This window comes from Maritalea mobilis (genome assembly GCF_004363175.1).
GTDB classification, from domain to species: domain Bacteria; phylum Pseudomonadota; class Alphaproteobacteria; order Rhizobiales; family Devosiaceae; genus Maritalea; species Maritalea mobilis.
The window spans coordinates 476,074-500,063 of record NZ_SNYR01000003.1; the positions used below are offsets into that span (position 1 = coordinate 476,074).

Genomic DNA, 23,990 nt, shown 5'->3' on the forward strand with positions numbered 1-23,990 from the left:
TTGCCCGCCAGTCTTTGTACTGGCGGGTTTTTTTGTCCGAAATCTGTCCAATCGGTCCATTTCCGACTTGTCCCTCCGTCTCGATTTGCTAGCCATAGATTTAAGAGGCGGAGGAGCGCACAATGGCTGCACAGACATTTGATCAACGACAAAACACATTGGGCGAAGGTCCGCTTTGGCACCCTTTGCGGCAACAGCTTTTTTGGTTCGATATCCCCAATTGCAAATTACGTTCGCAAAAGGATGGGCAAGCGCTGGAATGGGCGTTTGATGAGATTGTCACGGCCGCAGGTTGGCTGGATGAAACCAAATTAGTGATCGCTTCTGAGAGTCAAATTTTCACCTATGATCTCGAAACCAACGCGCAAACCCATCTGGTGGATTTGGAAAAGGATGTGCCCTCCCGTCGCTCAAATGATGGACGCATCGATCCGTGGGGTGGATTTTGGATTGGCACCATGTCCAAAACCGATCCAACGCAAGAGAAGGGGGGCATTTATCGCTTCTACCAAGGCGAATTGCGCCTGTTGGTGCCAGACGTTGCGATTCCCAATTCGATCTGCTTCGCCCATGATCGTTCATGCGCATATTACACAGACACGCCAACTCATCTGGTGTGGAAGCAAATGCTGGATGCGGAGGGGTGGCCCTTGGGCGAGCCGATCGTGCATGTGGATTTACGCAAGAAAAAGCTAAACCCAGATGGGGCATTGGTGGATCAAAATGGCCATATCTGGATCGCGCTTTGGGGCGCATCCTGCATCGTGGAATATAATGAGCAGGGCTATGAAGTGCAGCGCATTTCCGTGCCCGCAAAGCAGCCCACTTGCCCGGCTTTTGGCGGTCCCGACTTTACGGACCTTTACCTCACCTCAGCCCTTGAAAATCTAAACCCGCCAAGCGCGCAAGATGGCCAGGTTTTTTGCTTGAAAAATGTGGTGAAGGGGCAAGCAGAATATGCGGTCAGCCTAGACTGACCGCACCAAAATCTAGCGAATAATCTGCGGCCGCACCTTAATGCGGCGCACTTGATTTTCCGGCAAGTGCCGATTCAAGCGCTTATTGATCATTCCATAAATGCCGATCACACATAGCGTCAGCAAGATAAAATAGAAGGCCAAAATCGGATAAGGCACAAACGGGTTGAAGGTCTTGTCCGCAAAATAATTGGCGTAATAAAGCGCATCGCCGCGCTGTTGCCAGCTTGGAAAACCGGAAAAGAATACCAGTGTTGTCGCGTGAAACAGGAAAATCGCTTCATTGGTGTAAGCCGGCCAGGCGAGGCGCAACATGGTTGGCCAAATGATCTTTTTAAAGCGCGGCCATCCCGTAATGCCATAGGCATCGGCAGCTTCCACATCGCCTTTCGGGATGGATTTAAGCGCGCCGTAGAAGATCTCCCCGGAATAGGCTGCCGTGTTGAGGAACAGCACGATCAATGCCCCAAGCCACGCTTTGGTCAGCCAGCGTGTTTCCACGGTGATTTCCACAAAGCCCAGATTGATGTCGGTGCCCAATTTCGGCAACAACACAAACAGCTCATAAGCAAAGAAGAACTGAATAAAGAGCGGTGAGCCGCGGAAAATAAAGATGAACCATTCTGCAGGCACGCGGAAAAACGGGTTCTTGCTGGCTTTGGCCATCGCCACGGCAACGGCGAGGAAGAAGCCTAAGCAAAGCGCCAACACGCCGAAATAGACATTCCAGATCAAGCCCGAGCCGATCAGGGTGAATTGGTCACATAAGGTAAAGTCCGAGCGCGGTAACAGGCGTTCACCAAAACCCATGGAGCGGAAGGCATAATTTTGGATGGTTTCAATGCAACTCATGCTGAACCTCCCGCAAGTGATTTGCCGCCAGTGGTAGCTTGGCCAAGGTTCAAACGATCCATGAGTTTTTCAAACACAATTTCAGAAATCTTGGTCATGGCGAGATAGAACACCAAAAGGCCCAAGAAATAATAGATGCGCCAATCCGGGTGCGGATAGGAGAAGGCGGAGCTTTTTGAGCCGCCCAATTCCCGCGCCCAATAAACAATGTCCTCAACCCCGAGCAAGAACAGCAAGGGCGTCGCTTTGATCAAAATCATCCAAAGGTTAGACAGGCCGGGAAGCGCATAAACCCACATTTGCGGCATCAAAATCCGCCAAAACACTTGGCGCTGCGTCATGCCATAAGCTTCGCCAGTTTGCAGCTGCGCATGAGGCACAGCGCGCATGCCGCCATAAAGCACGTTGGCAGCAAAGGCGCCAAACACAATGGCAAAGGTCAGCACGGCAAGAATAAAGCCGTAAGTTTCGTGCACCCATTGCGGGGAAGTGGAAAGCGGCAATTTCGCCGCCGCACACACCACAAAATCATTGCCTTGCCGCACCGGTTCGGTCCAGTCCGAGCACAGGGTTTTGTGGCGCACATATTCAAAGGCTTGGTCGAGCGCAATCACGAAGAAAAGGAAAAAGGCAATGTCGGGCACACCGCGCACAATGGCGGTATAACCTTTGCCGAGCCAGCGCAGCGGTGCAATGTGCGACCGCGCAGCAGACGCGCCAAAAAAGCCGAATAACAAGGCGGTTGGCGCGGTAACAGCCAACAGCAACAACACAGTGCCAAATGAGGCATAAAAGCTCATATGCTTGCCTGTTGTCAGATAACAGGTCAGCCAGGTTAAGCCTTCAATTTGGTCGGGATTTGCGCAGAATTCAAACATATAGGTAAAGGGCGAGACAAGTCCCGCCCTTCCTCAATTTCTTAGAAGCGTGGTGAGTCTTCGCCCAACCATTTGATGATCAGCTCGTTCAATGTGCCGTCATCTTTCATGGATTGGATTGCTGCATCAAACTTGCCGCGCATGTCTGGATCAGACTTGCGGAAAGCCATGCCGATGCCGCCACCCAAAGGTACGTCGTCACCAACAAAAACCATGTCGCCATTTGAATCTTCAACCAATGGGATCAAGAAGTCTTTGTCTGAAAGCACTGCGTCTGCTTCACCATTGCGCACAGCAGCAACAGTTTCGTCAGGTGTTGCAAACTCAAGCAATGTCGCACCAGTTGTGGTGATGTGCGCAGCTTGAATAGTGCCTGTTTGTGCAGCAACAACGCCACCGTCAAGATCAACATCAGCGCTCAACGCAGCATATGCTGAAGGTGATGGAGGTGTGTAGTTCTGTGTGAAATCAACAACTTCCTGACGCTCAGGTGTGATAGACATACCTGCGATAATCGCGTCATAGTTGCCAGATACCAAGTTAGGGATGATTGAATCCCAATCGTTGGTAACCCACTCACAATCCATTTCTGCACGCTTGCAAAGCTCATCGCCCAACTCGCGCTCAAAACCGTCAACTTCACCGCTATCATTGATGAAGTTATATGGAGGGTAAGCGCCCTCGGTGCCAAGGCGCACAGTGTCCGCCATCGCAAAGCTTGTGCTCATTGCCAAAACAGCAACGGAAAGCATCAATTTTTTCATTTTAGTCTCCCTTGGTTTAACCTCTTTTATAAAGAGATCTTGAGTTGGTTATGCCGGAACGGTCGCACTCAAGAATTGCTGTAGCCGTTCGGTTTTGGTGTTCTTAAACACCTCATCAGGGGTGCCTTGTTCTTCAATGCGGCCCTGATGCAAAAAGATAACATGGTCAGAAACATCTGCAGCCAAGCGCATATCGTGGGTCACGATAATCATGGTGCGGCCCTCTTTGGCCAAATCCTTGATCACCTTCACCACTTCTTGCTCCAACTCTGGGTCTAGCGCAGATGTTGGTTCATCAAACAAAAGCGCTTGCGGTTCCATCGCCAAAGCCCGCGCAATCGCGGCCCGTTGTTGCTGCCCGCCAGAAAGTTGAGCGGGATAATTGTCGCACTTGTCGCCAATGCCCACTTTGTCCAGCAACATGCGCGCACGCTCTTCCACCACCGCAGGGTCTTCGCCCAAAACGGTGACGGGCGCTTCCATCACATTTTGCAAAATGGACATATGCGCCCAAAGATTGAATTGCTGAAACACCATGGTCAAATTGGTGCGAATGCGGATCACTTGCGCCTTGTCAGCGGGGTGACGGTTTAACCCTTCACCTTTCCAATGCACAGGCTCCCCATCAAAAATCACGTCTCCTTGCTGGCTGTCTTCCAACAAATTGACACACCGCAACAAGGTGGATTTGCCAGAGCCTGAAGAGCCGATCAAGCTCACCACATCGCCCTTATGGGCCACAAGGTCGACGCCTTTAAGCACTTCAAGATTGCCATAGCTTTTGTGAAGGTCGCGTACTTCAATGACAGGTGTTTGCGTGTCCGACATATTTTCTTTCATTCTTTGATCGCTAATAACCGATCTAGCCCAAATTTAGCAGGCGCACAATTGGCTTTTGCCGCGCACCCTACCCAATTAGGGGGAGTGATCCATCAGTTTTTGCGTGAAAAAGGTGCAGCCAAGAGGTCGAACAAATTTGCCCCAGCGCCGCAAAATGCTGGCGCGGGCCATGCCTGCACACAATAGATGAGATGGCGCAAAAACGCTCAACAGCCTTGCCGGACCAATGGTCAGGGTCAAAAGCATCAATCATGTCCTCCCTCGCATCAGGTCCAATTTCTCGGGCCCGATTTGCGCTGCCCTCACAACGCTTTATCCGCAAATTCAAAATTTGCGATATGTTCCATGTCAGTATGACCGATTATATTTTGACTGAATAGTCATTATTTTGCACAAAATTCAATAAAGATTTCGCACTTTGCTTAGGTAAAATCGCCGAAATGGAAAGGGCGGACAAAAGCCCGCCCTTTAAACAATTATGCCGCTTTTGTTGTCGCAGCGCTGGTGGCCAACGGCTTGCCCAGGAACATGCCGCCGAACCGATTGTCCAAAAACTCATCCAGATTGATTTGCTCTTGGCGCACAAAGCCTTTGCTTGGCAATTTGCCTGTCCGCATCAAGTCCATCGCTGCGGTCACGCCGGCAGCAGTGGTGATTTGAATGGCGGTCCACTCTTTGCCAGCCACTTCCATTGGGGTGGAAACATTGAGGAAAGATTTTTCCTCATATTTGCCATCAATGGTGCCCGTTGCGGTGCAGAACACGGTTACCGTGTCTTGCTTGGTCACTGGCAAAGCCGTGTTGAAAATTTCGCACATCAAGTCCTGACGCTCTTGCAGCTTCAAATCCTGCAACAAAATTTTCAAAATATCGCGGTGGCCCGGATAGCGGATCGAACGGTAAGACACGTTTTTCGCGTGGCCTGAAAGCGTTTCGCACAAGGTGCCCAAACCGCCAGAAGTGTTGAAACACTCAAAGTCGGTGCCGTTCAATGTGAATGTCTGCAAATTCTCAAGTGGTGGCACTTCCACCAACTTGCCATCCACCAAAGCTTCACATGGGTTGCAATATTCATTCACCATGCCTTCGGTTGACCAGGTGATGTTATATTTCAGCGCATTTGTTGGGTAGCGTGGCAACGCACCAACGCGCATGGACAAATCTTCAACCTTGTCAAACTGCTTCGCCAAGTGATAACCCGCAACACCCACAAAACCGGGCGCCAAGCCACATTGTGGCATAAAGGCAGTGTCAGCGTCTTTGGCCAAGTCCATCACAAACTTGGTGCCTTTCACATCTTCCGTCAGGTCGAAATAATGTGTACCTGCTTTTTTCGCGCCCGTCGCGATAGCAGGGGTCAAAAAGTAGGGTGCAGCGCTCAACACGGCATTTTTGTCTTTAAGGGCAGCCACCAATTCATCTTCATTGGTCACGTCCACTTTGGCCGTTTTCAGGCCCAATTTGGCCACTTCCGCCAAGGCAGCTTCATTGGTGTCGGCAACGGTCACGCTATATTCAGGCTGGCTTTCCAAAACCACGCCCACCATGCGGCCAATTTTACCTGCGCCAACAATCAAAACATCCCAATTCATATCTGTCCCTCTGGTTTGATTTTTTAAACTGGTAAAATTGTGCCAGCGCGCACTGTCAGCGCATAGAATCTGAACCGCCATAATCAAGATGAAATGACGGAAATTGGTTGCTATATCCGACAAAATGACGAAAAAGAGCTGCGCAACACGCGCTTAACCACCTGATGCACTTGCGCCTTGGCAAAAACTTGCTCATCGTCACTTTATCATATGCTTGACTATTTGTCGGAAGGGAGCGGCGGCATGGAAAAGCCCATACGGGATGAATTGGATCGGCAATTGATTGCCCAATTGCAATTTAACGCCCGCGCCAAAACTTCTGATATTGCCAAAAAACTCGGCATTGCCCGCACCACGGTGCATGAGCGGATCGCTCGACTCGAGCGCTTGGGCTATATCAAAGGCTACACAGTACAATTGGCGGAAGATCCGGGCCGCCAACATGTGGAAGCCTTGGTGATGATCGAGGTGCATCAGCAGCAGGGCAAGCAGATCGCCGATAAGCTGAAAGACTTCCCTGAAATCAAACTCTGCCTCGCCATCAATGGCGAATATGATTTGCACCTGTCAGTCGAAGCACCGCAGCTCGAAGATATTGACGAAATCATCGACGAAATCGCCCTCATCCCCGGCGTCCGCCGCACGCAGACGTCGCTGGTGCTGGGTCGTAAATTCGATCGGCGGTAAACCAGATCCACCGGATAAAGAAAACGACCCACCGTACAAAATATCCTCATCCACCACCGTCATTACCGGACTTGATCCGGTAATCCATGTAGCCTTGACCAAATGGGCAATGCACTAGTGGCTAGAGTGCCGAGGCTGGACCCCGGATCAAGTCTAGGGTGACGGAAGAGCACTTGTCTAAAGCCTCTAATCCGCAAACCCAACCAAAAAGCCCGGCTCATAATAAAATTCTTCCAGATTTTCTCCCGGCCCACCCCGATCAATCACCACAAAATCGCTGGTCTGCTCCAATGTGGTCAGCACCCCGTGCCAACAGCCCATTTTCAAATTGATGCCTTGCCCAGATTGAGTCAAAAAAGCCTCTGGTTTGCCCGGCGTGCCCGCCTCATCCGGCGCTACAATCACCAAAAACGGGCGCTTGCTCATGGGGATAAAAGCCTGTGAGCCGAGCGGATGTCGCTCCACCATTTTGAGGTGCAGGGGAATATCATAAGGCTTGCCACGGAAAATATTCACCAGCGGTCGGGGCTCTACACCACCCAGCTCAACCGTCGCCAAATCATTATAGCGGGTGCACATGCCATTATTGATCGGAAAATGATCAGCCTTGTCCAGATCAATCACTTCGCCAAACGGCGCAAAGGCTTCGATGGTCAGCGGCTTGATAGGAATAAACGGAACTTCCATTTATGCCCCCAATTTCAGCTTCATATGCCGGTTCACGTCTTTGTAAAGTAGATAGCGGAATGGCTCCGGCCCACCCGCATAGCAGGCTTGCGGACAGAAGGCGCGCAACCACATAAAGTCGCCCGCCTCCACTTCAACCCAATCCTCATTCAGCCGATAAACCGCCTTGCCCTGCAGCACATAAAGCCCGTGTTCCATTACATGGGTTTCCGCGAAAGGGATCACGCCGCCGGGCTGGAAAGTCACAATATTCACATGCATATCATGGGCCACATCACTGGGGTCCACAAAGCGCGTGGTGGCCCAAGCGCCATCCGTATCTGGCATAGGGATGGGGTCGTGGTCGTTCTCATTGGTCACAAAGCTCGTTGGCGCATCGATCCCATCCACTGTTTCATAGGCTTTGCGAATCCAATGAAACCGAAGCGGTGCATCTGAATCATTCGCCAATTGCCAGTCCGCCTCCACTGCCAAATAGGCATATGACCCCACGCCCAGTTTGTGCTGTTCTCCGTCAAGTGTCAGCGTGCCTTCGCCCTCGGTCACAAACAAAACGCCTTCAGCGCTTGGGTCTGGCTCTGGCCGGGTGCTGCCACCGCCGGGGGCAACCTCCATCACATATTGCGCAAAGGTCTCCGCAAAGCCGCTGAGTGGCCGCGCAATTATCCAGGCGCGGGTATTGTCCCAATGAGGCAGGTTGGACGTGACAATATCGCTAAACACCCCTTTTGGGATCACCGCATAAGCGTCTGTAAATTTGGCGCGGTCGGTCAGCAATTGCGTTTGCGGCGGCAGGCCACCTTTGGGCGTATAATATTGGCTCATCTAGTCCTCCCCAAACATGTCTTTCAGCCGCAATAGAGCAATCCGCTCCACTTGCTGACACGCCGTTGCAAATTCTTCATCCCGATCATGATGCACGCGCTTTTTAAACTGTTCAAGAATCTGATCCTTGTTCAGCCCTTTCACCGCAATGATAAAGGGAAAACCAAACTTGGCCGTATAAGTCTCGTTCAACTCGGTGAAAGTGGCACGCTCATCATCCGTCAAAGCGTCAAGCCCAGCACCGGCTTGCTCCTTGGTCGAGTCTTCAGTCAACCGTTTCGCCGCTGCCAACTTGCCCGCCAAATCCGGGTGTGCGTTCAACACTTTAAGCCGCTCGCTCTCCCGCGCTTTTCTAAATTGCGCCGCCAATGCCGCATGTATGCCGATGGCACAATCATGCGCCGGACCAAGCTCAGATTCATAGGCCCGTTCTGCAATCCAAGGCGAATGTTCAAACACGCCGCCAAACTGCTCCACAAAGGTCGTGCGGCTCATATTCACCAGGTCAAATTTTGGTGCTGCATAAGGGTGATGCTCCATCCAATGGTGCGCAATATCAATGCGTCGCGCCACCCAAACATCGGGTTTAGATTGGATATAGTCGAGGAAACGCCGTAGCGCCATAATCCGCCCGGGGCGGCCGATCAGGCGGCAATGCAGCCCGATATTCAGCACTTTCGGCGCCCCCGTTTCGCCTTCGGCATAAAGCGCGTCAAAGCTATCTTTCAAATAGCAGTAAAACTGGTCGCCACTATTAAAGCCCTGCACCGCAGCAAAGCGCATATCATTTGTGTCCAGTGTATAGGGGATAATCAATTGTGGCTGTTGTGCCTCGCCATGGGGTGCCCGCCAATAGGGCAGATCATCCGCATAACTGTCCGACACATAATCAAAGCACCCCATTTCCTGGGTCAGCGCCACCGTATGGTCCGAACAGCGGCCCGTATACCAGCCTTTGGGATAAGCGCCCGTGGCCTCATAATGCAGCTGGATCGCTTCTTTCATATGGGCGCGCTCTTCGGCTTCGGTGAAGTCCTTATATTCGATCCATTTTAGCCCGTGTGAGGCAATTTCCCACCCCGCCTCCTGCATCGCCGCCACTTGCTCGGGCGAGCGTTTAAGCGCGGTGGCCACCCCATAAATGGTCAGCGGCATATCAAATTGGGTAAACAGCTCATGCACCCGCCAAAACCCGGCGCGCGCGCCATATTCATAGATGCTTTCCATGTTCCAATGGCGCTGGCCCTGCCATTGCTGTGCGCCTACAATTTCAGACAAAAAGGCTTCGGATGCCTTGTCACCATGCAACAGGCAATTCTCGCCGCCTTCTTCATAATTGAGCACAAATTGCACGGCAATCTTGGCGCCATTCGGCCATTGAACCGCTGGTTTGCGGCGGCCATAGCCGCGCATATCCCGTTCATAGCGTTGCGGTTTATCGCTCATTTGCTCCACCCTTTATGCTGATATTTTTGCGTTGGCGAAATCCCATATAGCATGCACTATGCATGAAGCGATGATTTGCGCCTAGGGGGAAATGCCGGGCGGCAGTAATTTTTTGACCAATTGTTAAAATTTCTTGACATAACCCCCAGAAACACGGCAAAAATGCATGCAATAGGGGGAGGTAATTATGGCGACAGGCAAACTCACAACTCATGTGTTGGACACAGCGCGCGGTTGCCCCGCAAGCGGATTGCAGCTCTGCCTATTTGAGCTGAACAATGGCACTGCCGAAAAAATTCTGGAAACCCGCACCAATCATGATGGCCGCGTTGATGGGCCGCTGTTGGAAGGGGTTTTAAAAACCGGCACCTACGAATTGCGCTTTATGGTGGCAGATTATTTTAAAAGCCACAGCGTTGAAGAGCCGAATGGTGCGTTTTTGGATGAAGTGCCCGTGCGCTTTGTGATTGCCCAGCCCGATGCCCATTATCATGTGCCGCTTTTGGTGTCGCCTTATGGCTATTCCACCTATCGAGGGAGCTAATTTTGAACTTCGATTCAAAAATTTCTTTTTGGCTGAACGATGAAATCATAGAGCTCGAAAAGCTCAAATCAGACCAAACTTTACTTGATTTTTTACGTCTTGAAAAAACACTCCGCGGCACAAAAGAAGGTTGTGCCGAAGGGGATTGTGGTGCTTGCACCGTGCTGGTGGGACGGTTGAAAAACGGCAAGCTGCGCTACCAGGCCGTCAATGCCTGCATCAGCTTTGTCGCCAGTTTGCACGGCACCCACATCGTCACCATCGAACATCTGAAAAGCGATCAGGGGCTGCATCCAATCCAGCAAGCTATGGTTGAACATCATGGCTCCCAATGCGGTTTTTGCACGCCGGGCTTTGTTATGTCGCTCTATGCCATGTGGATGGAAAATGCTGACCCGACCACAACCGAGATTGAGGAAGCTTTGCAGGGCAATCTCTGCCGATGTACGGGCTATCAGCCCATCGTCAAAGCCGCGCGGAATATCGTAAAATTCGGCAGCTTGGAGCAGGATTTTCTGGTCAAGGAACGCCAGCAAAATATCGACCGCTTGCAAGCGCTGCAAAATGACTCGCCCATCGCCATTGAGAGCGATGGAGACAAAATCTTTGTGCCCAAGACTAAGGCACAATTGGCCGAAATTTATGTGGCGCACCCAGATGCAACTTTGGTCGCTGGCGCCACCGATGTGGGCCTCTGGGTCACCAAATTTATGCGCCCAATCACCCCTTCCATTTTTCTAACAGCGCTTCGTGATTTTGATGCGGTTCAGGAAAAAGATGGCCAGCTGATCATCAATGGCGGTGTAACCTACACGGATCTGCTGCCGCTGATTGATGAAAAACTGACACAGCTCAGCGCCTATTGGCGGCGCATCGGCGGCGCTCAGGTGCGCAATATGGGCACCATCGGTGGCAACATTGCCAATGGCTCCCCCATTGGCGAGACGCCACCAGCACTGATCGCATTGGGGGCAACCATCACGCTGCAAAAAGGCGAAGAAACCCGCCAATTGCCGTTGGAAAAATTCTTTATCGAATATCGCAAGCAAGATCGCGCGCCCGGCGAGTTTTTGGCGCAAATTCAAGTGCCATTGCCGAAGCCTGAAGCGCACTTTGCGGCCTATAAAATTTCCAAACGCCGGGATGAAGATATTTCCGCCGTCGCCGCTGCGTTCCACCTTGAAACAGACGGCAACAAGATTGGCAGCTTGCGCATCGCTTACGGCGGCATGGCGGGCGTGCCTAAACGCGCGGACAATGTAGAAGCTGCGCTGAATGGCCAACCGCTCACCCGCGACACATTTGAAAATGCGCTGGATGCTTTTGATCAGGATTTCACCCCGATGACCGATATGCGGGCCAGCGCGGCCTATCGCCAGCAAGTGGCGAAAAATCTGCTGCTGCGCTTTTATGATGAGTATTTTGGTGAAGCGGAAAGTTTAGATACATTGCGCCAAGCCGCATTGGTGGAGGTGAATTGATGAGCCAAAAGCAATCCGCCCTTGGTCCAAAACCGCACGAATCCGCCCATAAACATGTGGCCGGTGCTGCCGACTATCTTGATGACATCAATGAACCAGCCGGCACGCTGCACGCCTATATCGGCCTCAGCACCATCGCATCCGGTACCATCGAAAATATCGATTTCACCGACGTGCTGTCGCATCCAAACGTGTTGGGAGTGCTCACCGCCAGTGATATTCCGGGTGAAAATGATGTCAGCCCCACCGGGTTACATGATGATCCGATCTTTGCAGACAAAGAGGTGCTGTTTCTCGGCCAGCCTGTTTTTGCGGTGATTGCCACCCATCGCGATGCAGCCCGCCGCGCGGCGAAAAAAGCCAAAATCAGCTATCAGGAAAAATCTGCCATTCTCGATATTCGCGCTGCCGAAAAAGCAGGCGGTGAATTTGTCACCGCGCCGCTCACCTTGAAAAATGGTGATGTGAAGCAGGCGATGGCAAAGGCCCCATTGCGCCTCAAAGGCGAAATGGAAATTGGCGGTCAGGATCATTTCTATCTCGAGGGCCATATCGCCATGGCCATCCCGGGCGAAGACGACACGGTCAAAGTCATCTCTTCCACCCAACACCCCTCTGAGGTGCAGCATATGGTGGCCCACGCTTTGGGTGCGCACCAGCACGCAGTGAATGTGGAAGTGCGGCGCATGGGCGGCGGCTTTGGCGGCAAGGAAACACAAGCTTCGCTGTTCGCCTGTGTCGCAGCCATCGCCGCTAAAAAATACAAACGTGCAGTGAAAATTCGCCCGGACCGTGACGATGATATGGTGATGACGGGCAAGCGCCATGATTTCCTCGCCACCTATGAGGTGGGTTTTGACGAAAGCGGCAAAATCCACGCGCTGGATGCCGACTTTGCCGCCCGCTGCGGTTTTTCAGCTGACCTCTCCGGCCCGGTAACAGACCGCGCATTGTTCCATGCGGACAATTGCTATTTCCTTGAAAATGTCGAGTTGCGCTCGCGCCCGCTGAAAACCAACACTGTGTCCAACACCGCTTTCCGCGGTTTTGGCGGCCCGCAAGGACTGCTGGGGGGAGAACGGGTGATTGAAGAGATCGCCTATAAGCTCGGCAAAGACCCGCTTGAGGTGCGCCGCGCCAATTTTTATGGCCCGACCACAGGCAACAAAACGCCTTATCACCAAATTGTTGATGATAACATCATCGCTCAAGTGGTGGATGAGTTGGAAGAAAGTTCTGACTATCAGGCCCGACGCCAAAAGGTGCTGGCGTTCAACAAGACCCACAAAAATCTGAAGCGCGGCATCGCGCTCACCCCGGTTAAATTCGGCATTTCCTTCACCGCCACGTGGTACAATCAGGCGGGTGCATTGGTGCACATTTACAAAGATGGTTCCATCCTGCTCAATCATGGCGGCACGGAAATGGGCCAAGGGCTTTATTCGAAAGTGGCGCAAGTGCTGGCCGATGAATTACAGGTCGACCCCAAGCGCGTTAAAGTCAGCGCCACGCGCACCGACAAAGTGCCCAACACCTCCGCCACCGCCGCGTCATCCGGCACGGATTTGAACGGCATGGCCGCTGCCGATGCGGCGCGGCAATTGGAAGCTCGGTTGGTGCGTTTTGCCGCCGACAAATTCCAGATCGAAGAAGCAGACGTGAAGTTTGGCTATGAGCATCTGGATTGCTCAGGCAAACAAGTGCCGTTCGAAGAACTGATCGCCGCCGCCTATATGGAGCGCGTACATCTTTCTGCCGCCGGATTTTACAAAACGCCAGATATTCACTGGAACCGTGAAACCGGGCGCGGCACACCGTTCTATTATTACGCCTATGGCGCGGCTGTGTCCGAAGTGGTGATCGACACGCTCACGGGCGAATATTTTGTGGACCGTGTGGATTTGCTCCATGATGTGGGCAACTCGATCAATGAAGCGATTGATTTAGGGCAGGTTGAAGGTGGCTTTATTCAGGGCATGGGCTGGCTCACCACAGAAGAGCTTTGGTTCTCCGATAAGGGCGAGCTGAAAACCCACGCGCCCTCCACCTACAAAATCCCACTCGCGTCGGATCGACCACGCCACTTCATCACCAAATTGGTCACTTGGTCGAAAAACGAAAAGCGCACCATCAAGCGCTCCAAAGCGGTGGGTGAACCGCCCTTTATGCTCGCTGTGTCGGTGCTGGAAGCATTGTCTATGGCCGTGGCCAGTGTGGACGATTATAAAACCTGCCCGCGCCTAGATGCTCCGGCGACGCCGGAGCGCATTTTGATGGCGGTGGAAAGGCTGAAAGGGCAGCGCTGATGATGGCGATTTCCGTTTGGCAGCAATTCTGGGCACAGGCGAAGGGCGAAGCCATCTTGGTGGAAATTCTCGCCATCAAAGGCTCCACCCCGCGCGATAGTGACGCAAAAATGGTGGTCAGCGCGTCGGATGTGTTTGGCACAATTGGCGGCGGCCAAGCCGAATATATGATGATGGATGAAGCCCGTAAAATGTTGCGGCACGGCCAAACCCATCGCGAGATCGAGTTGCCGCTCGGCCCGCAAATCGGTCAATGCTGCGGTGGCCATTTTACTTTCTCTCTGCGTCGTTTGGATGCGAGTGCCGCCCAAATCTTTGAACAGAATTTGCGCGACGAAGTCCAAGCGCAAACACCAATTTACATCTTTGGTGCAGGCCATGTGGGCCGCGCTTTGGCACAGGCGCTAAAGCCGCTGCCCTTCAAGCCGATCTTGATCGATCAGCGCGCCGAAGAACTGGCCAAAATCGATGGCATTGAAAAACGCCTCAGCCCGCTACCCGAAGCCGAATTGCGCACCGCGCCGGAGGGGGCAGGCGTGGTGGTGTTCACCCATGATCATGCGCTAGACTTTATGATCACGGGCGAAGCCTTGGCCATGAACCGCTTTTTCTATGTCGGCATGATCGGCTCAAAATCAAAGCGCAACACATTCCGGTCGTGGTTGGCCGATGCCTATCCAAAGGCGTCATTCGATCAATTGGTGCTACCCATTGGCGGTGCCAAGGTCAAAGATAAACGGCCTGAAGTGATCGCGGCTTTGGTGGCGGCAGAATTGATTGAGCAACAGGCAGCGCAGGCGCAAGCAACCAAGTTGAAATTAGGGGGCGAATATGCCAGATAGTGCAATTTTTTACGAATGGATCGCCTTTGGCGTGCGCTGGTTGCATGTGATTACCGCCATTGCGTGGATCGGCTCCAGCTTCTATTTCATCGCCTTGGATTTGGGCCTCAAACCCAACCCGAAACTGCACAAGGGCGTGCGCGGTGAGGAATGGCAGGTCCATGGCGGTGGCTTCTACCATATCCAGAAATATATGGTCGCGCCCGACCATATGCCCGAACATTTGATCTGGTTTAAATGGGAGGCCTACACCACCTGGCTCTCCGGTTTCGCCATGCTCGCCATTGTCTATTATGTCGGGGCCGATCTTTATCTTATCGACCGCAATGTGATGGATATGAGTGTGCCGCTCGCCATCTTCCTGTCGGTCGCCTCCATCGCCGGGGGCTGGATCATTTATGATCTCCTGTGCAAATCCCCCATTGGCAAAAGCGATACGGGCCTGATGGTACTGCTGTTTGGCGTGCTGGTCTTCATGGCTTGGGGCTACACGCAGATGTTCACGGGCCGCGCCGCATTGCTGCATTTGGGTGCCTTCACCGCCACCATCATGTCGGCCAATGTGTTCTTCATCATCATCCCCAATCAAAAAGTGATCGTGGATGATTTAAAGGCCGGTAAGGAGCCTGATCCAGCCTTGGGCAAACAGTCCAAACAGCGCTCTGTGCACAATAATTATCTCACCCTGCCCGTGCTGTTTTTGATGTTGTCGAACCATTATCCGCTGGCCTTCGCCACCCAATATAATTGGGTGATCGCCTCAATGATCTTCTTGATCGGCGTGCTGATCCGCCATTTCTTCAACACCAAGCACGAAAGCGGCAAGTTTTTGGGTTGGCCGTGGTTCCTGTCTGCGGTGCTGTTTATTTTGATCATGTGGTTGTCCACCAATCCGAAAATCTCGGGCCTCACCGAAGATAAAATGGCCACCCTCAATGCCGCACCCTATATGGCATCCGCTCAATTTGAAGAGGCGCGCGACACGGTGTTGGGCCGTTGCTCCATGTGTCACACCGAAGAGCCAGTGTGGGATGGGGTGCATCAAGCGCCGAAAAATGTCATTTTGGATAATGACCAAGCCATTGCCGCTTACGCGCAAGAGATTTATATCCAAGCCGGGCGCAGCCACGCTATGCCGCCGGGCAATGTGACCTATATGTCAGCGGAAGAGCGCGAGTTGCTTGTGGCATGGTATGAAAGCGTAAATCAGTAGGACCGATCAATATGAGTGAAAAACTAGTCCGTGGGCGCGTGCTGAGCTTCCACGCGAAACCGCAGGCGCGCGATGATGATAGCGCCTATCGCTATATTGAAGATGGCGCCTTGCTGGTGCGCAATGGCACCATTGCGGCCATGGGCATCTATGATGAGGTGAAAACCCAAGCCGCCCAAAATGTTCAGATTGATGATCATCGCGGCAAGCTGATCCTGCCCGGCTTTATCGATCCGCACATTCATTTCCCGCAGATGCAGGTGCTGGCCTCCTATGCTGGATCGCTGTTGGAATGGTTGAACACTTACACCTTCGTGGAAGAACAACGTTTCGGCGACGCGGTTCATGCCGCGCGTATTGCAGACCATTTAATGGATGAACTCATCCGCAATGGCACCACCACCACCAGCGCCTTTTGCTCGGTGCATCCCGGCTCCGTCGATGCCTATTTCAGCGCCGCGTCCCACCGCAATATGTTGATGCTGGGCGGCAAAGTGATGATGGATCGTGAAGCGCCAGAAGCGCTCACCGATACACCGCAATCCTCCTATGACGATACCAAATCCGGCATTGAAAAGTGGCACGGTCTGGGCCGCAATTATTATGTAATCACCCCGCGCTTCGCCATCACCTCCACCCCAGAACAGTTGGAAGCCGCAGGAACGTTGGCGAAAGAATTTCCAGACCTGCATATTCAAACCCATTTGAATGAAAACAAAAACGAAATCGCCTTCACCAATGAGCTTTATCCTGAAGCTGGCGACTATTTTGGCATCTATGAAAAATACGGGCTGGTGGGCGACAAATCCTTATTCGGTCATTGCATCCATATGAGCGACCGCGAGCGCGACGCTATGTTTGATACAAACTCGGTGGCCGTCTTCTGCCCCACCTCAAATATGTTTATCGGTTCAGGCCATTTCGATTGGCAAAATATGGAAGGCGACCAAAAACAGGGCCGCATTGGCTTGGCCACCGATATTGGTGGCGGCACGTCCATCTCCATGCTGCGCACCATGGATGAAGGCTATAAAGTGCTGCAACTGCAAGGCCAACGCCTACCCCCTCTGGTCAGCTTTTACCAAGCGACATTGGGCAACGCCGAAGCCCTTTCCCTGCAAAACCGTATCGGCACGTTGGACGAAGGCAGCGATGCCGACTTTATCGTCCTCGACGCCGCAGCAACCCCGGTGATGAAGCTGCGCATGGAAACAGTGCACGATTTGGAACAAGAACTTTTCCTCCTGCAAACCATGGGCGACGACCGCGCCATCATGGAAACCTATGTCGCTGGCGAAGCGCTGAAGTCCAAGCTAACCGGGTGACACTCCCAGCGGCCGTCCCGGCCTTGAGCCGGGACCAAATATCATCGCAAATATAGGCAAATAGGCCCCGGATCAGGTCCGGGGCGGCCTGGTGGGTTTTGTGCGCTCAGCGGCTCATGTGAGTTTGCTTCTGTTTAAAACCTATACCTTGCCCCACCGTCATTACCGGACTTGATCCGGTAATCCATGCAGCACCAACGGTTACACAGGAGCGCTGGTTTATTTACGCCCAGCTCGATCTCACTTCACAAAATCAAACGCATCCACATCAAACAGCCCATAATCCGTCATCTTCAAATGCGGAATCACGGGTAATGCCAAAAACGCCACCTGCAAAAACGGCTCAGGCAGGGTGCACCCCAGCCCATGCGCCGCATCACGCAGCTTTTCCAAGGCATGGGCCACTTCTTCAAACGGCAGCTCGCTCATCAGCCCAGCAATAGGCAGAGCCAGCTCCGCCAAAATTTTACCTTCATGCGCCACGCAAAAGCCGCCGCGCATTTCAATAATGCGGTTGGCCGCAGTGCTTAGATCGTCCGGGTTGGTGCCCACCAAAGTGATGTTGTGGCTGTCATGGCCCACCGACGAGGCAATCGCCCCCTGTTTCAGCCCGAACCCTTTCACAAACCCATGGCCAATATTGCCATTTTTGCCATGCCGCTCCACCACGCTCACTTGAATGGCATCCTGCGCCGGGTCCGGTTGCAATATGCCGTCCTCGCGTGGCAGCACGCCTTCTTCGCGATAGGTCAAAATTAGCCCCGGCTTCACGCCCATCATCGGGGTCAGGTTTTTCCCCTCACTGGCCGGCACCTTAAACTGATCGGGGTTGGTCTTTTGCGCCTTCATCGAACTGAGCCCAATCGGCTCAAGCGAGGGCCGCGCCGCAAACGCGTCGTCATCAACCAACTGGCCGGATTTGATCACATCGCTCACCGCGCATTGCTCCAAATCATCGAGCAACACAATGTCCGCTAGCCAGCCCGGCGCGACGATCCCGCGATCATCGAGGCCGAAAATCCGCGCCGCCGAATGGCTTGCTGCGCGATAAACGTGATGTGTCGGGCAGCCTTTGGCGATCAGGCGACGGATCAAGCTGTCCAAATGGCCTTCTTCGTGAATATCCAGCGGATTGCGGTCGTCGGTGCAGAGCGCCATAAAGCTGGAGCTTTCCGCGGTCAGCACCTCCGCGAGCGCATTCAAATCTTTCGAAACGGACCCTTCGCGGATCAAAATCGCCATGCCTTTGCGCATCTTCTCCCGCGCTTCGTCAGCACTGGTGCATTCATGGTCTGTGCGGATTTTTGCGGCCAGATAGCCGTTCAAATCCATGCCCCGTAGCAATGGCGCGTGGCCATCAATATGCCCATCCTGAAATGCCAACAGCTTGTCGAGCACGTCATCATTGGTGTTGATCACGCCGGGAAAATTCATAAATTCCGCCAACCCGATCACGCTCGGATGGTCGCGATAGGGCAGCAAATCCTCAATCAGCAACTCCGCGCCAGATGTCTCGAACGCTGTGGCAGGCACGCAGGAGGAAAGGTTGACCTTAATGTCCATCAAGCTGCGTTCCGACGCGTCGAGAAAATATTTGATCCCATCCGCGCCCAGCACATTGGCAATTTCGTGGGGGTCGCAAATGGCGGTGGTCAGCCCGTAAGGCAACACACAGCGGTCAAACTCCATTGGCGACACCAGCGAGCTTTCAATGTGCAAATGGGTGTCAATAAAGCCCGGCACTGCGTAGCGCCCCGCGCCATCAATTTCCCGCTCGCCGTCATAGCTGGCATGGGTACCCACAATCCGGTTGCCGACAATGGCGATATCGCTATCGGCGATTTCCCCGGTGATGATGTCGAGCAGACGCACATTTTTGATCACCAGATCCGCTTTGCGTTTGCCCGCACCCGCTTGGATCATTCTGGCCAGTTCTGCCTTATCCATCGCCTGCTCCCCCAACTAATTATTTTATCGTTTGGTCAAATATTATAAACGGTATAAGCCCAATAGAAAAGGGCGGATCAAAAGACCCGCCCTTAAACTTAACCAAGCTTTTCAGCCTTATTGAGGCAATTGATCGTCAACGCCCTCAACATAGAAGTTCAAGCCAAGCAAAACGCCATCTTCAGCTTCTTCGCCTTCAGCCAACCAAACAGAACCATCTTGCTTGTTCACTGGGCCTGTAAATGGCTTCAATTCGCCTGAAACGATGGCCGCCTCTGTGGCTTCCGCCATGGCTTTCACATCGTCTGGCATGTTGGTGTAAGGCGCCATTTCAAGAATGCCTTCTGCCAAGCCATCCCATGTTGACTGGCTTTCCCAAGTACCATCCATCACATCTTGCACACGCTTGATGTAATAAGCACCCCAAGTGTCCACAATCGCGGTCAATTGAGTTTCTGGGCCGGCTGCAATCATGTCAGATGCTTGGCCGAATGCTTTGATGCCGCGCTCTGCTGCCACTTGCATTGGCGCGGTGGAGTCAGTGTGCTGGGTCAAAATATCAACGCCTTGGTCGATCAGGGCTTTGGCTGCATCGGCTTCTTTGCCCGCATCAAACCATGAGTTCACCCAAACCACTTTCAGTTTGAAATCTGGGTTCACGCTTTGGGCACCCAAAGTGAACGCGTTGATGCCTTGCACAACTTCTGGAATTGGGAATGAACCGATATAACCCGCTACGCCTTTTTCACTGGTTTTCGCAGCGATTTGGCCGAGAATATAGCGACCTTCGTAAAAGCGTGAGTTATAGCTGGTTACGTTTTCTGATGTTTTATAGCCAGTGGCGTGCTCAAACTTCACATCAGGGAAGCGCTCAGCAACGGCCATTGTTTGGTCCATAAAGCCAAAGCTTGTGGTGAAGATCAATTCACAGCCAGAACGGGCGAAACGTTCGATAACGCCTTCAGCCTGTGGGCCTTCTGCCACATTCTCAATGAAAGGCGTTTCAATTTTGTCGCCAAAATGTGCTTGCAGTTCTTGGCGGCCAATATCGTGGGCTTGGGTCCAGCCACCGTCAGTTTTTGAACCAACATAAACAAAGCAAACTTTCATGGGGTCTTCTGCCAAAGCAGAAGCAGCCATGCCAAGCGACATTGCGGCAACGCCAGCAAGTCCGATCAGCAGTTTTTTCATCTCTTCACCTCCGAGGTTTGGTCTGGCAACATGCCAAACTTTTATTGTTTATCGATCAGGCACAAAAGGCCGACCAAGCATTGCGGGCGTGTTGATCAACGTCGCCCGAACATTCTGTGAAATCAGCACCAGCACCACAATGGTCGCCAAAAATGGCAACGCGGTGAGCAATTGTGAGGGCACTGCAATTCCCAACGCTTGCGCGTGTAATTGTCCAATAGATACCGCACCAAATAAATATGCGCCAGCTAAAACGCGGGCAGGCCGCCAAGAGGCAAAAACCACCAGCGCCAGCGCAATCCAGCCGCGCCCAGCAGTCATATTTTCAACCCATTGCGGGGTGTAAACCAGCGACAAATGTCCGCCCGCCAGCCCGGCGCAAGCCCCGCCAAACATCACCGCCAAATAGCGATAGCGCAACACGGGAATGCCCAGCGCATGGGCTGAATGATGGTTGTTGCCGATAGAGCGCAATGTCAGCCCCACGCGGGTGCGGAACAAAAACCAGCTCACGCCGAACACCAGCGCGATGGAAATATAAAAGATCGGGTCTTGGCCAAACAAAAGCGGCCCAACCAGCGGCAAGTCGGTCAAAAAGGGAAAGTCCAGATTGCCAAGTTTTTTGCCCGCTTGGCCTACAAATTGCTCGCCCATCAGGCTGGAAACACCAAGCCCCAAAATGGTGAGCGACAAGCCTGTCGCCACTTGGTTCGCAGCCAAGCTCAGCGTTAGAAAGGCAAAGAGCAGGGAGGTGATCACCCCCAGTGCAATCGCCGCCAGCACACCAATCCAAGGATTGCCTGTTAGGCTGGCGATCACAAAGCCGCCCACGGCGCCCATCACCATCATGCCTTCAACGCCTAGGTTCAAAACGCCTGAGCGTTCAACCACCAATTCGCCAATCGCCGCAATCAAAAGCGGCGTGGCCGCGGTGGCAATGGTCAACAAAATCGCTTCTGTCATGCCCATTATGCGGCTCCTTTTTGCGCGGCGCCGAAACTGAGCCGGATTTTGTAAAGAATAAGCGTGTCACAGGCGAGCACGAAAAACAGGATCAAACCTTGGAACACCCGTGCAATTTTGTCGGAGAGCCCAAGGCTGATTTGCGCCGCTTCACCGCCCAAATAAGTCAGCGCCAACACAAGCCCAGCCACAATGGCCCCAATCGGGTTTAAACGCCCCAAATAGGCAACGATAATGGCGGTAAAGCCATAACCGGGCGACACGGTTGGCCGCAATTGCCCGGTGGCCCCTGCCACTTCGATAATGCCTGCCAACCCGGCGCAGCCGCCTGCCAAAAGGAAAGAGAAAAAGATCATCTTCTTCGCGTCAAACCCGGCAAATTGCGCCGCCTTCGGGCTGGTGCCGATCACCTTCACTTCAAAGCCTTTCAGGCTTTTTGCCAGCATTACGCCAAGAGCAATCGCCACCACAATGGCAATCACAAAACCCCAATTGGCGCGGCCATCCGCGGGCATCATTTCGGGAATGCGCGCCCATTCATGAAAGCGGCGAGATTCTGGAAAGTTCAGCCCTTCCGGGTTGCGCCAAGGTCCGCGCACAATCCAATCCAGCAGCATTTGCGCCACATAAACCAGCATCAGGCTGGTCAAAATCTCATTGGTTTTAAACTTGGCCTTCAACAGCGCCGGGATGAAGCCATAAAGCATGCCGCCCATAATGCCGAAAATCAGCATCAGCGGCAGGATCAAAAAATTCTGCACATCAGGCAGCAAAATTGGCAGCGCGGCCCCAAAAATCGCGCCCACAATCATTTGGCCTTCCGCTCCAATGTTCCAATTGTTCGATTGAAAGCAAATGCAAAGCCCGGCGCCCATCAAGATCAAAGGCGCTGCCTTGATCAGCAATTCATGCACGCTCCACATTTCTGAAATGGGTTCGATAAAAAAGGCATAAAGGGCGCGGTCTGGCGCTTTTCCCAATGCCGAAAACATAATGGCCCCGGCAATCAACGCCAGAAACAGCCCCAACAGTGGCGAAAGAAACCGCATAGCGGGGGCGGGCGCACTGCGCTTAATCAGTTCAAGTCTCATGCGCTTGCTCCCTCTGCTGGCACAAAGGCCCCGGTCATTTTCAACCCAACTTCATTGCGGTTGGTCTGGCTGGTTGGCACAAAATCAGACAGTTCGCCCTCGGCCATCGTCGCCAACCGATCTGAGATTTCAAACAACTCATCCAAATCCTGTGAGATCACCAAAATCGCCGCGCCAGCCGCCGCCAGATCAATCAGATTTTGCCGCAACTGCGCCGCCGAACCGGCATCCACACCCCAAGTGGGTTGGTTCACAATCACCAATTTGGCCCCGGCCATCACTTCGCGGCCCAGCACAAATTTTTGCAAATTCCCGCCGGAGAGTGACATAGCGGTCGGGTCGTCATTGCCTTTGCGCACATCAAACATTTGCGCAATTTTGTCTTTCAACCTTTTTGCGGTGCCGTGGCGGATAAAGGGGCCGGTTTGCAAATCCTTTTCCAACCCGTGGCGGGTCAACACCACATTGTCAGAAAGGCTCATTTCCGGCACAGCCGCATGGCCCAGCCGTTCTTCTGAAACGAACATGGCGCCCTTTTTGCGACGCTGCAAAATGGAGAGATGCCCCACAGGCTCGCCATTAATTTTCACCATGTCCGGCGCGCTGGTGCGCTCACCAGACAAAACGGCAAACAGCTCGCTTTGGCCATTGCCCGCAATCCCGGCAATGCCAGCCACTTCGCCCATGCGCACGCCAAAATTGATGTGCTTCAGGCTGGTTTCAAATCCGGTCAATCCGTCAGCGGTCAGGTCGCTGACTTGCAAAATAACTTCTGCGCCGTCGCTGGTGGTCGCGCGGGGCGCAATTTCATGAATATCATCGCCCACCATCATTTTGGCCAGGCTCAGCGGGGTTTCCTCAGCGGGCACACACTCGCCCACCACCTTGCCATGGCGCAAAATGGTGGCATTTTGGCAAAGCGCCTGCACTTCCGCCAATTTGTGCGAGATATAGAGGATTGCCGTGCCTTCGCTCGAAAGGCGACGCAGCACCTTGAACAAATCTTCCGATTCTTGCGGGGTCAGCACCGATGTGGGTTCGTCCAAAATCAGCAATTTTGGTTCTTGCAGCAAGCAGCGCACAATTTCCACCCGCTGGCGTTCGCCCACTGATAAATCATGAATACGCGCATCGGCTTTCAGCGGCAGGCCATATTCTTTCGAAACAGCTTCAAGCCGTTTCGCAATGTCAGATAATTTCTGATCTTTCGGCATGGCCAGCGCAATATTTTCCGCCACGGTGAGGGCATCGAACAGCGAGAAATGCTGGAATACCATGCCCACGCCCAAGGCGCGTGCTTCTGCCGGATTGCTGATATGAACTGGCTTGCCCTGCCACAAAATGCGCCCCTCATCGGGTTGCAAGCTGCCATAGAGCATTTTCACCAAAGTGGATTTGCCCGCCCCGTTTTCCCCCAACAGGGCGTGGATCTCACCAGCCTGAATTGCAAAGTTGATCTGGTCATTGGCCTTGAAGCTTCCATAATATTTGGAAATGCCATCAAGCGCCAGCAACGTCCCCCCGCCATTTGTCGTCATA

22 protein-coding genes are annotated in these 23,990 nt (G+C 53.0%); 8 read left to right on the forward strand and 14 right to left on the reverse strand.

The window, feature by feature from the left end; all coding sequences use genetic code 11:
- The first annotated feature begins 122 nt into the window (after positions 1 to 122).
- Positions 123 to 977 carry an SMP-30/gluconolactonase/LRE family protein gene (locus tag ATL17_RS14995; RefSeq protein ID WP_133573623.1) on the forward strand — a complete coding sequence of 285 codons (855 nt, stop codon included), beginning with the start codon at positions 123 to 125 and terminating at the stop codon, positions 975 to 977.
- A gap of 12 nt (positions 978 to 989) precedes the next feature.
- On the opposite strand, the gene ATL17_RS15000 is transcribed toward ATL17_RS14995, so the two are convergent.
- From ATL17_RS15000 to ATL17_RS15020, 6 genes are all read right to left on the reverse strand, one after another.
- The gene (locus ATL17_RS15000; protein WP_133573624.1) at positions 990 to 1,829 is read right to left on the reverse strand and encodes an ABC transporter permease; all 840 of its coding nucleotides are present in this window, start codon (positions 1,827 to 1,829) and stop codon (positions 990 to 992) included.
- Positions 1,826 to 2,629, reverse strand: coding sequence for an ABC transporter permease (locus tag ATL17_RS15005; protein ID WP_208111223.1), 804 nt, complete (start codon positions 2,627 to 2,629; stop codon positions 1,826 to 1,828). Before ATL17_RS15005 ends, ATL17_RS15000 begins: the two co-directional genes overlap by 4 nt.
- A 119-nt stretch (positions 2,630 to 2,748) precedes the next feature.
- On the reverse strand, positions 2,749 to 3,471 hold the full coding sequence (locus ATL17_RS15010) for a transporter substrate-binding domain-containing protein (RefSeq protein WP_133573626.1): 723 nt from the start codon (positions 3,469 to 3,471) through the stop codon (positions 2,749 to 2,751).
- Between the two features lie 48 nt (positions 3,472 to 3,519).
- The gene (locus ATL17_RS15015) at positions 3,520 to 4,299 is read right to left on the reverse strand and encodes an ABC transporter ATP-binding protein (RefSeq protein ID WP_133573627.1); all 780 of its coding nucleotides are present in this window, start codon (positions 4,297 to 4,299) and stop codon (positions 3,520 to 3,522) included.
- Between the two features lie 87 nt (positions 4,300 to 4,386).
- A complete protein-coding gene (locus tag ATL17_RS16955; RefSeq protein ID WP_166639058.1) occupies positions 4,387 to 4,560 on the reverse strand; it encodes a hypothetical protein in 174 nt (57 codons plus the stop codon).
- 227 nt (positions 4,561 to 4,787) lie between these two features.
- Complete coding sequence (locus ATL17_RS15020; RefSeq protein WP_133573628.1) at positions 4,788 to 5,903, reverse strand: saccharopine dehydrogenase family protein; 1,116 nt, start codon at positions 5,901 to 5,903, stop codon at positions 4,788 to 4,790.
- 243 nt (positions 5,904 to 6,146) lie between these two features.
- Between ATL17_RS15020 and ATL17_RS15025 the strand changes: the two genes are divergently transcribed.
- Positions 6,147 to 6,590, forward strand: coding sequence for an Lrp/AsnC family transcriptional regulator (locus tag ATL17_RS15025; RefSeq protein WP_133573629.1), 444 nt, complete (start codon positions 6,147 to 6,149; stop codon positions 6,588 to 6,590).
- A gap of 186 nt (positions 6,591 to 6,776) precedes the next feature.
- Here the strand turns inward: ATL17_RS15025 and ATL17_RS15030 are convergent, their stop codons facing one another.
- The 3 genes from ATL17_RS15030 to puuE are packed head-to-tail and all read right to left on the reverse strand — an operon-like array spanning position 6,777 to position 9,548.
- Positions 6,777 to 7,277: an ureidoglycolate lyase gene (locus tag ATL17_RS15030; protein ID WP_133573630.1), complete on the reverse strand. Its 501-nt coding sequence runs from the start codon at positions 7,275 to 7,277 to the stop codon at positions 6,777 to 6,779.
- Positions 7,278 to 8,102, reverse strand: coding sequence for a bifunctional allantoicase/(S)-ureidoglycine aminohydrolase (locus ATL17_RS15035; RefSeq protein ID WP_133573631.1), 825 nt, complete (start codon positions 8,100 to 8,102; stop codon positions 7,278 to 7,280).
- The gene (puuE, locus tag ATL17_RS15040; protein WP_133573632.1) at positions 8,103 to 9,548 is read right to left on the reverse strand and encodes an allantoinase PuuE; all 1,446 of its coding nucleotides are present in this window, start codon (positions 9,546 to 9,548) and stop codon (positions 8,103 to 8,105) included.
- A gap of 184 nt (positions 9,549 to 9,732) precedes the next feature.
- On the opposite strand from puuE, the gene uraH reads away from it, so the two are divergent.
- From uraH to guaD, 6 genes are read left to right on the forward strand one after another with little or no spacing between them, the layout of a single operon-like run.
- Entirely contained in the window at positions 9,733 to 10,092 is a 360-nt protein-coding gene (uraH, locus tag ATL17_RS15045) for a hydroxyisourate hydrolase (RefSeq protein ID WP_211197767.1), read from the forward strand.
- Between the two features lie 2 nt (positions 10,093 to 10,094).
- On the forward strand, positions 10,095 to 11,573 hold the full coding sequence (gene xdhA / locus ATL17_RS15050) for a xanthine dehydrogenase small subunit (protein ID WP_133573634.1): 1,479 nt from the start codon (positions 10,095 to 10,097) through the stop codon (positions 11,571 to 11,573).
- Positions 11,573 to 13,879 carry a xanthine dehydrogenase molybdopterin binding subunit gene (gene xdhB / locus ATL17_RS15055; protein ID WP_133573635.1) on the forward strand — a complete coding sequence of 769 codons (2,307 nt, stop codon included), beginning with the start codon at positions 11,573 to 11,575 and terminating at the stop codon, positions 13,877 to 13,879. Before xdhA ends, xdhB begins: the two co-directional genes overlap by 1 nt.
- Positions 13,879 to 14,721, forward strand: coding sequence for a xanthine dehydrogenase accessory protein XdhC (xdhC, locus tag ATL17_RS15060; RefSeq protein WP_133573636.1), 843 nt, complete (start codon positions 13,879 to 13,881; stop codon positions 14,719 to 14,721). Before xdhB ends, xdhC begins: the two co-directional genes overlap by 1 nt.
- Positions 14,711 to 15,934 (forward strand): urate hydroxylase PuuD, encoded by a 1,224-nt coding sequence (locus tag ATL17_RS15065; RefSeq protein ID WP_133573637.1) that lies wholly within the window; start codon positions 14,711 to 14,713, stop codon positions 15,932 to 15,934. The genes xdhC and ATL17_RS15065 overlap by 11 nt, the downstream gene beginning before the upstream one ends.
- An 11-nt stretch (positions 15,935 to 15,945) precedes the next feature.
- Positions 15,946 to 17,259: a guanine deaminase gene (guaD, locus tag ATL17_RS15070; protein WP_133573638.1), complete on the forward strand. Its 1,314-nt coding sequence runs from the start codon at positions 15,946 to 15,948 to the stop codon at positions 17,257 to 17,259.
- A gap of 240 nt (positions 17,260 to 17,499) precedes the next feature.
- On the opposite strand, the gene ade is transcribed toward guaD, so the two are convergent.
- The 5 genes from ade to ATL17_RS15095 form a co-directional block, all read right to left on the reverse strand.
- Positions 17,500 to 19,206 carry an adenine deaminase gene (gene ade, locus ATL17_RS15075; protein WP_133573639.1) on the reverse strand — a complete coding sequence of 569 codons (1,707 nt, stop codon included), beginning with the start codon at positions 19,204 to 19,206 and terminating at the stop codon, positions 17,500 to 17,502.
- A 117-nt stretch (positions 19,207 to 19,323) separates the two neighbouring features.
- Positions 19,324 to 20,397, reverse strand: coding sequence for a BMP family ABC transporter substrate-binding protein (locus tag ATL17_RS15080; RefSeq protein WP_133573640.1), 1,074 nt, complete (start codon positions 20,395 to 20,397; stop codon positions 19,324 to 19,326).
- Between the two features lie 48 nt (positions 20,398 to 20,445).
- Complete coding sequence (locus tag ATL17_RS15085; RefSeq protein ID WP_133573641.1) at positions 20,446 to 21,366, reverse strand: ABC transporter permease; 921 nt, start codon at positions 21,364 to 21,366, stop codon at positions 20,446 to 20,448.
- Positions 21,366 to 22,451: an ABC transporter permease gene (locus ATL17_RS15090; protein ID WP_133573642.1), complete on the reverse strand. Its 1,086-nt coding sequence runs from the start codon at positions 22,449 to 22,451 to the stop codon at positions 21,366 to 21,368. The genes ATL17_RS15085 and ATL17_RS15090 overlap by 1 nt, the downstream gene beginning before the upstream one ends.
- Entirely contained in the window at positions 22,448 to 23,989 is a 1,542-nt protein-coding gene (locus tag ATL17_RS15095; protein ID WP_133573643.1) for an ABC transporter ATP-binding protein, read from the reverse strand. Before ATL17_RS15095 ends, ATL17_RS15090 begins: the two co-directional genes overlap by 4 nt.
- Between the last annotated feature and the right edge of the window lies 1 nt (position 23,990).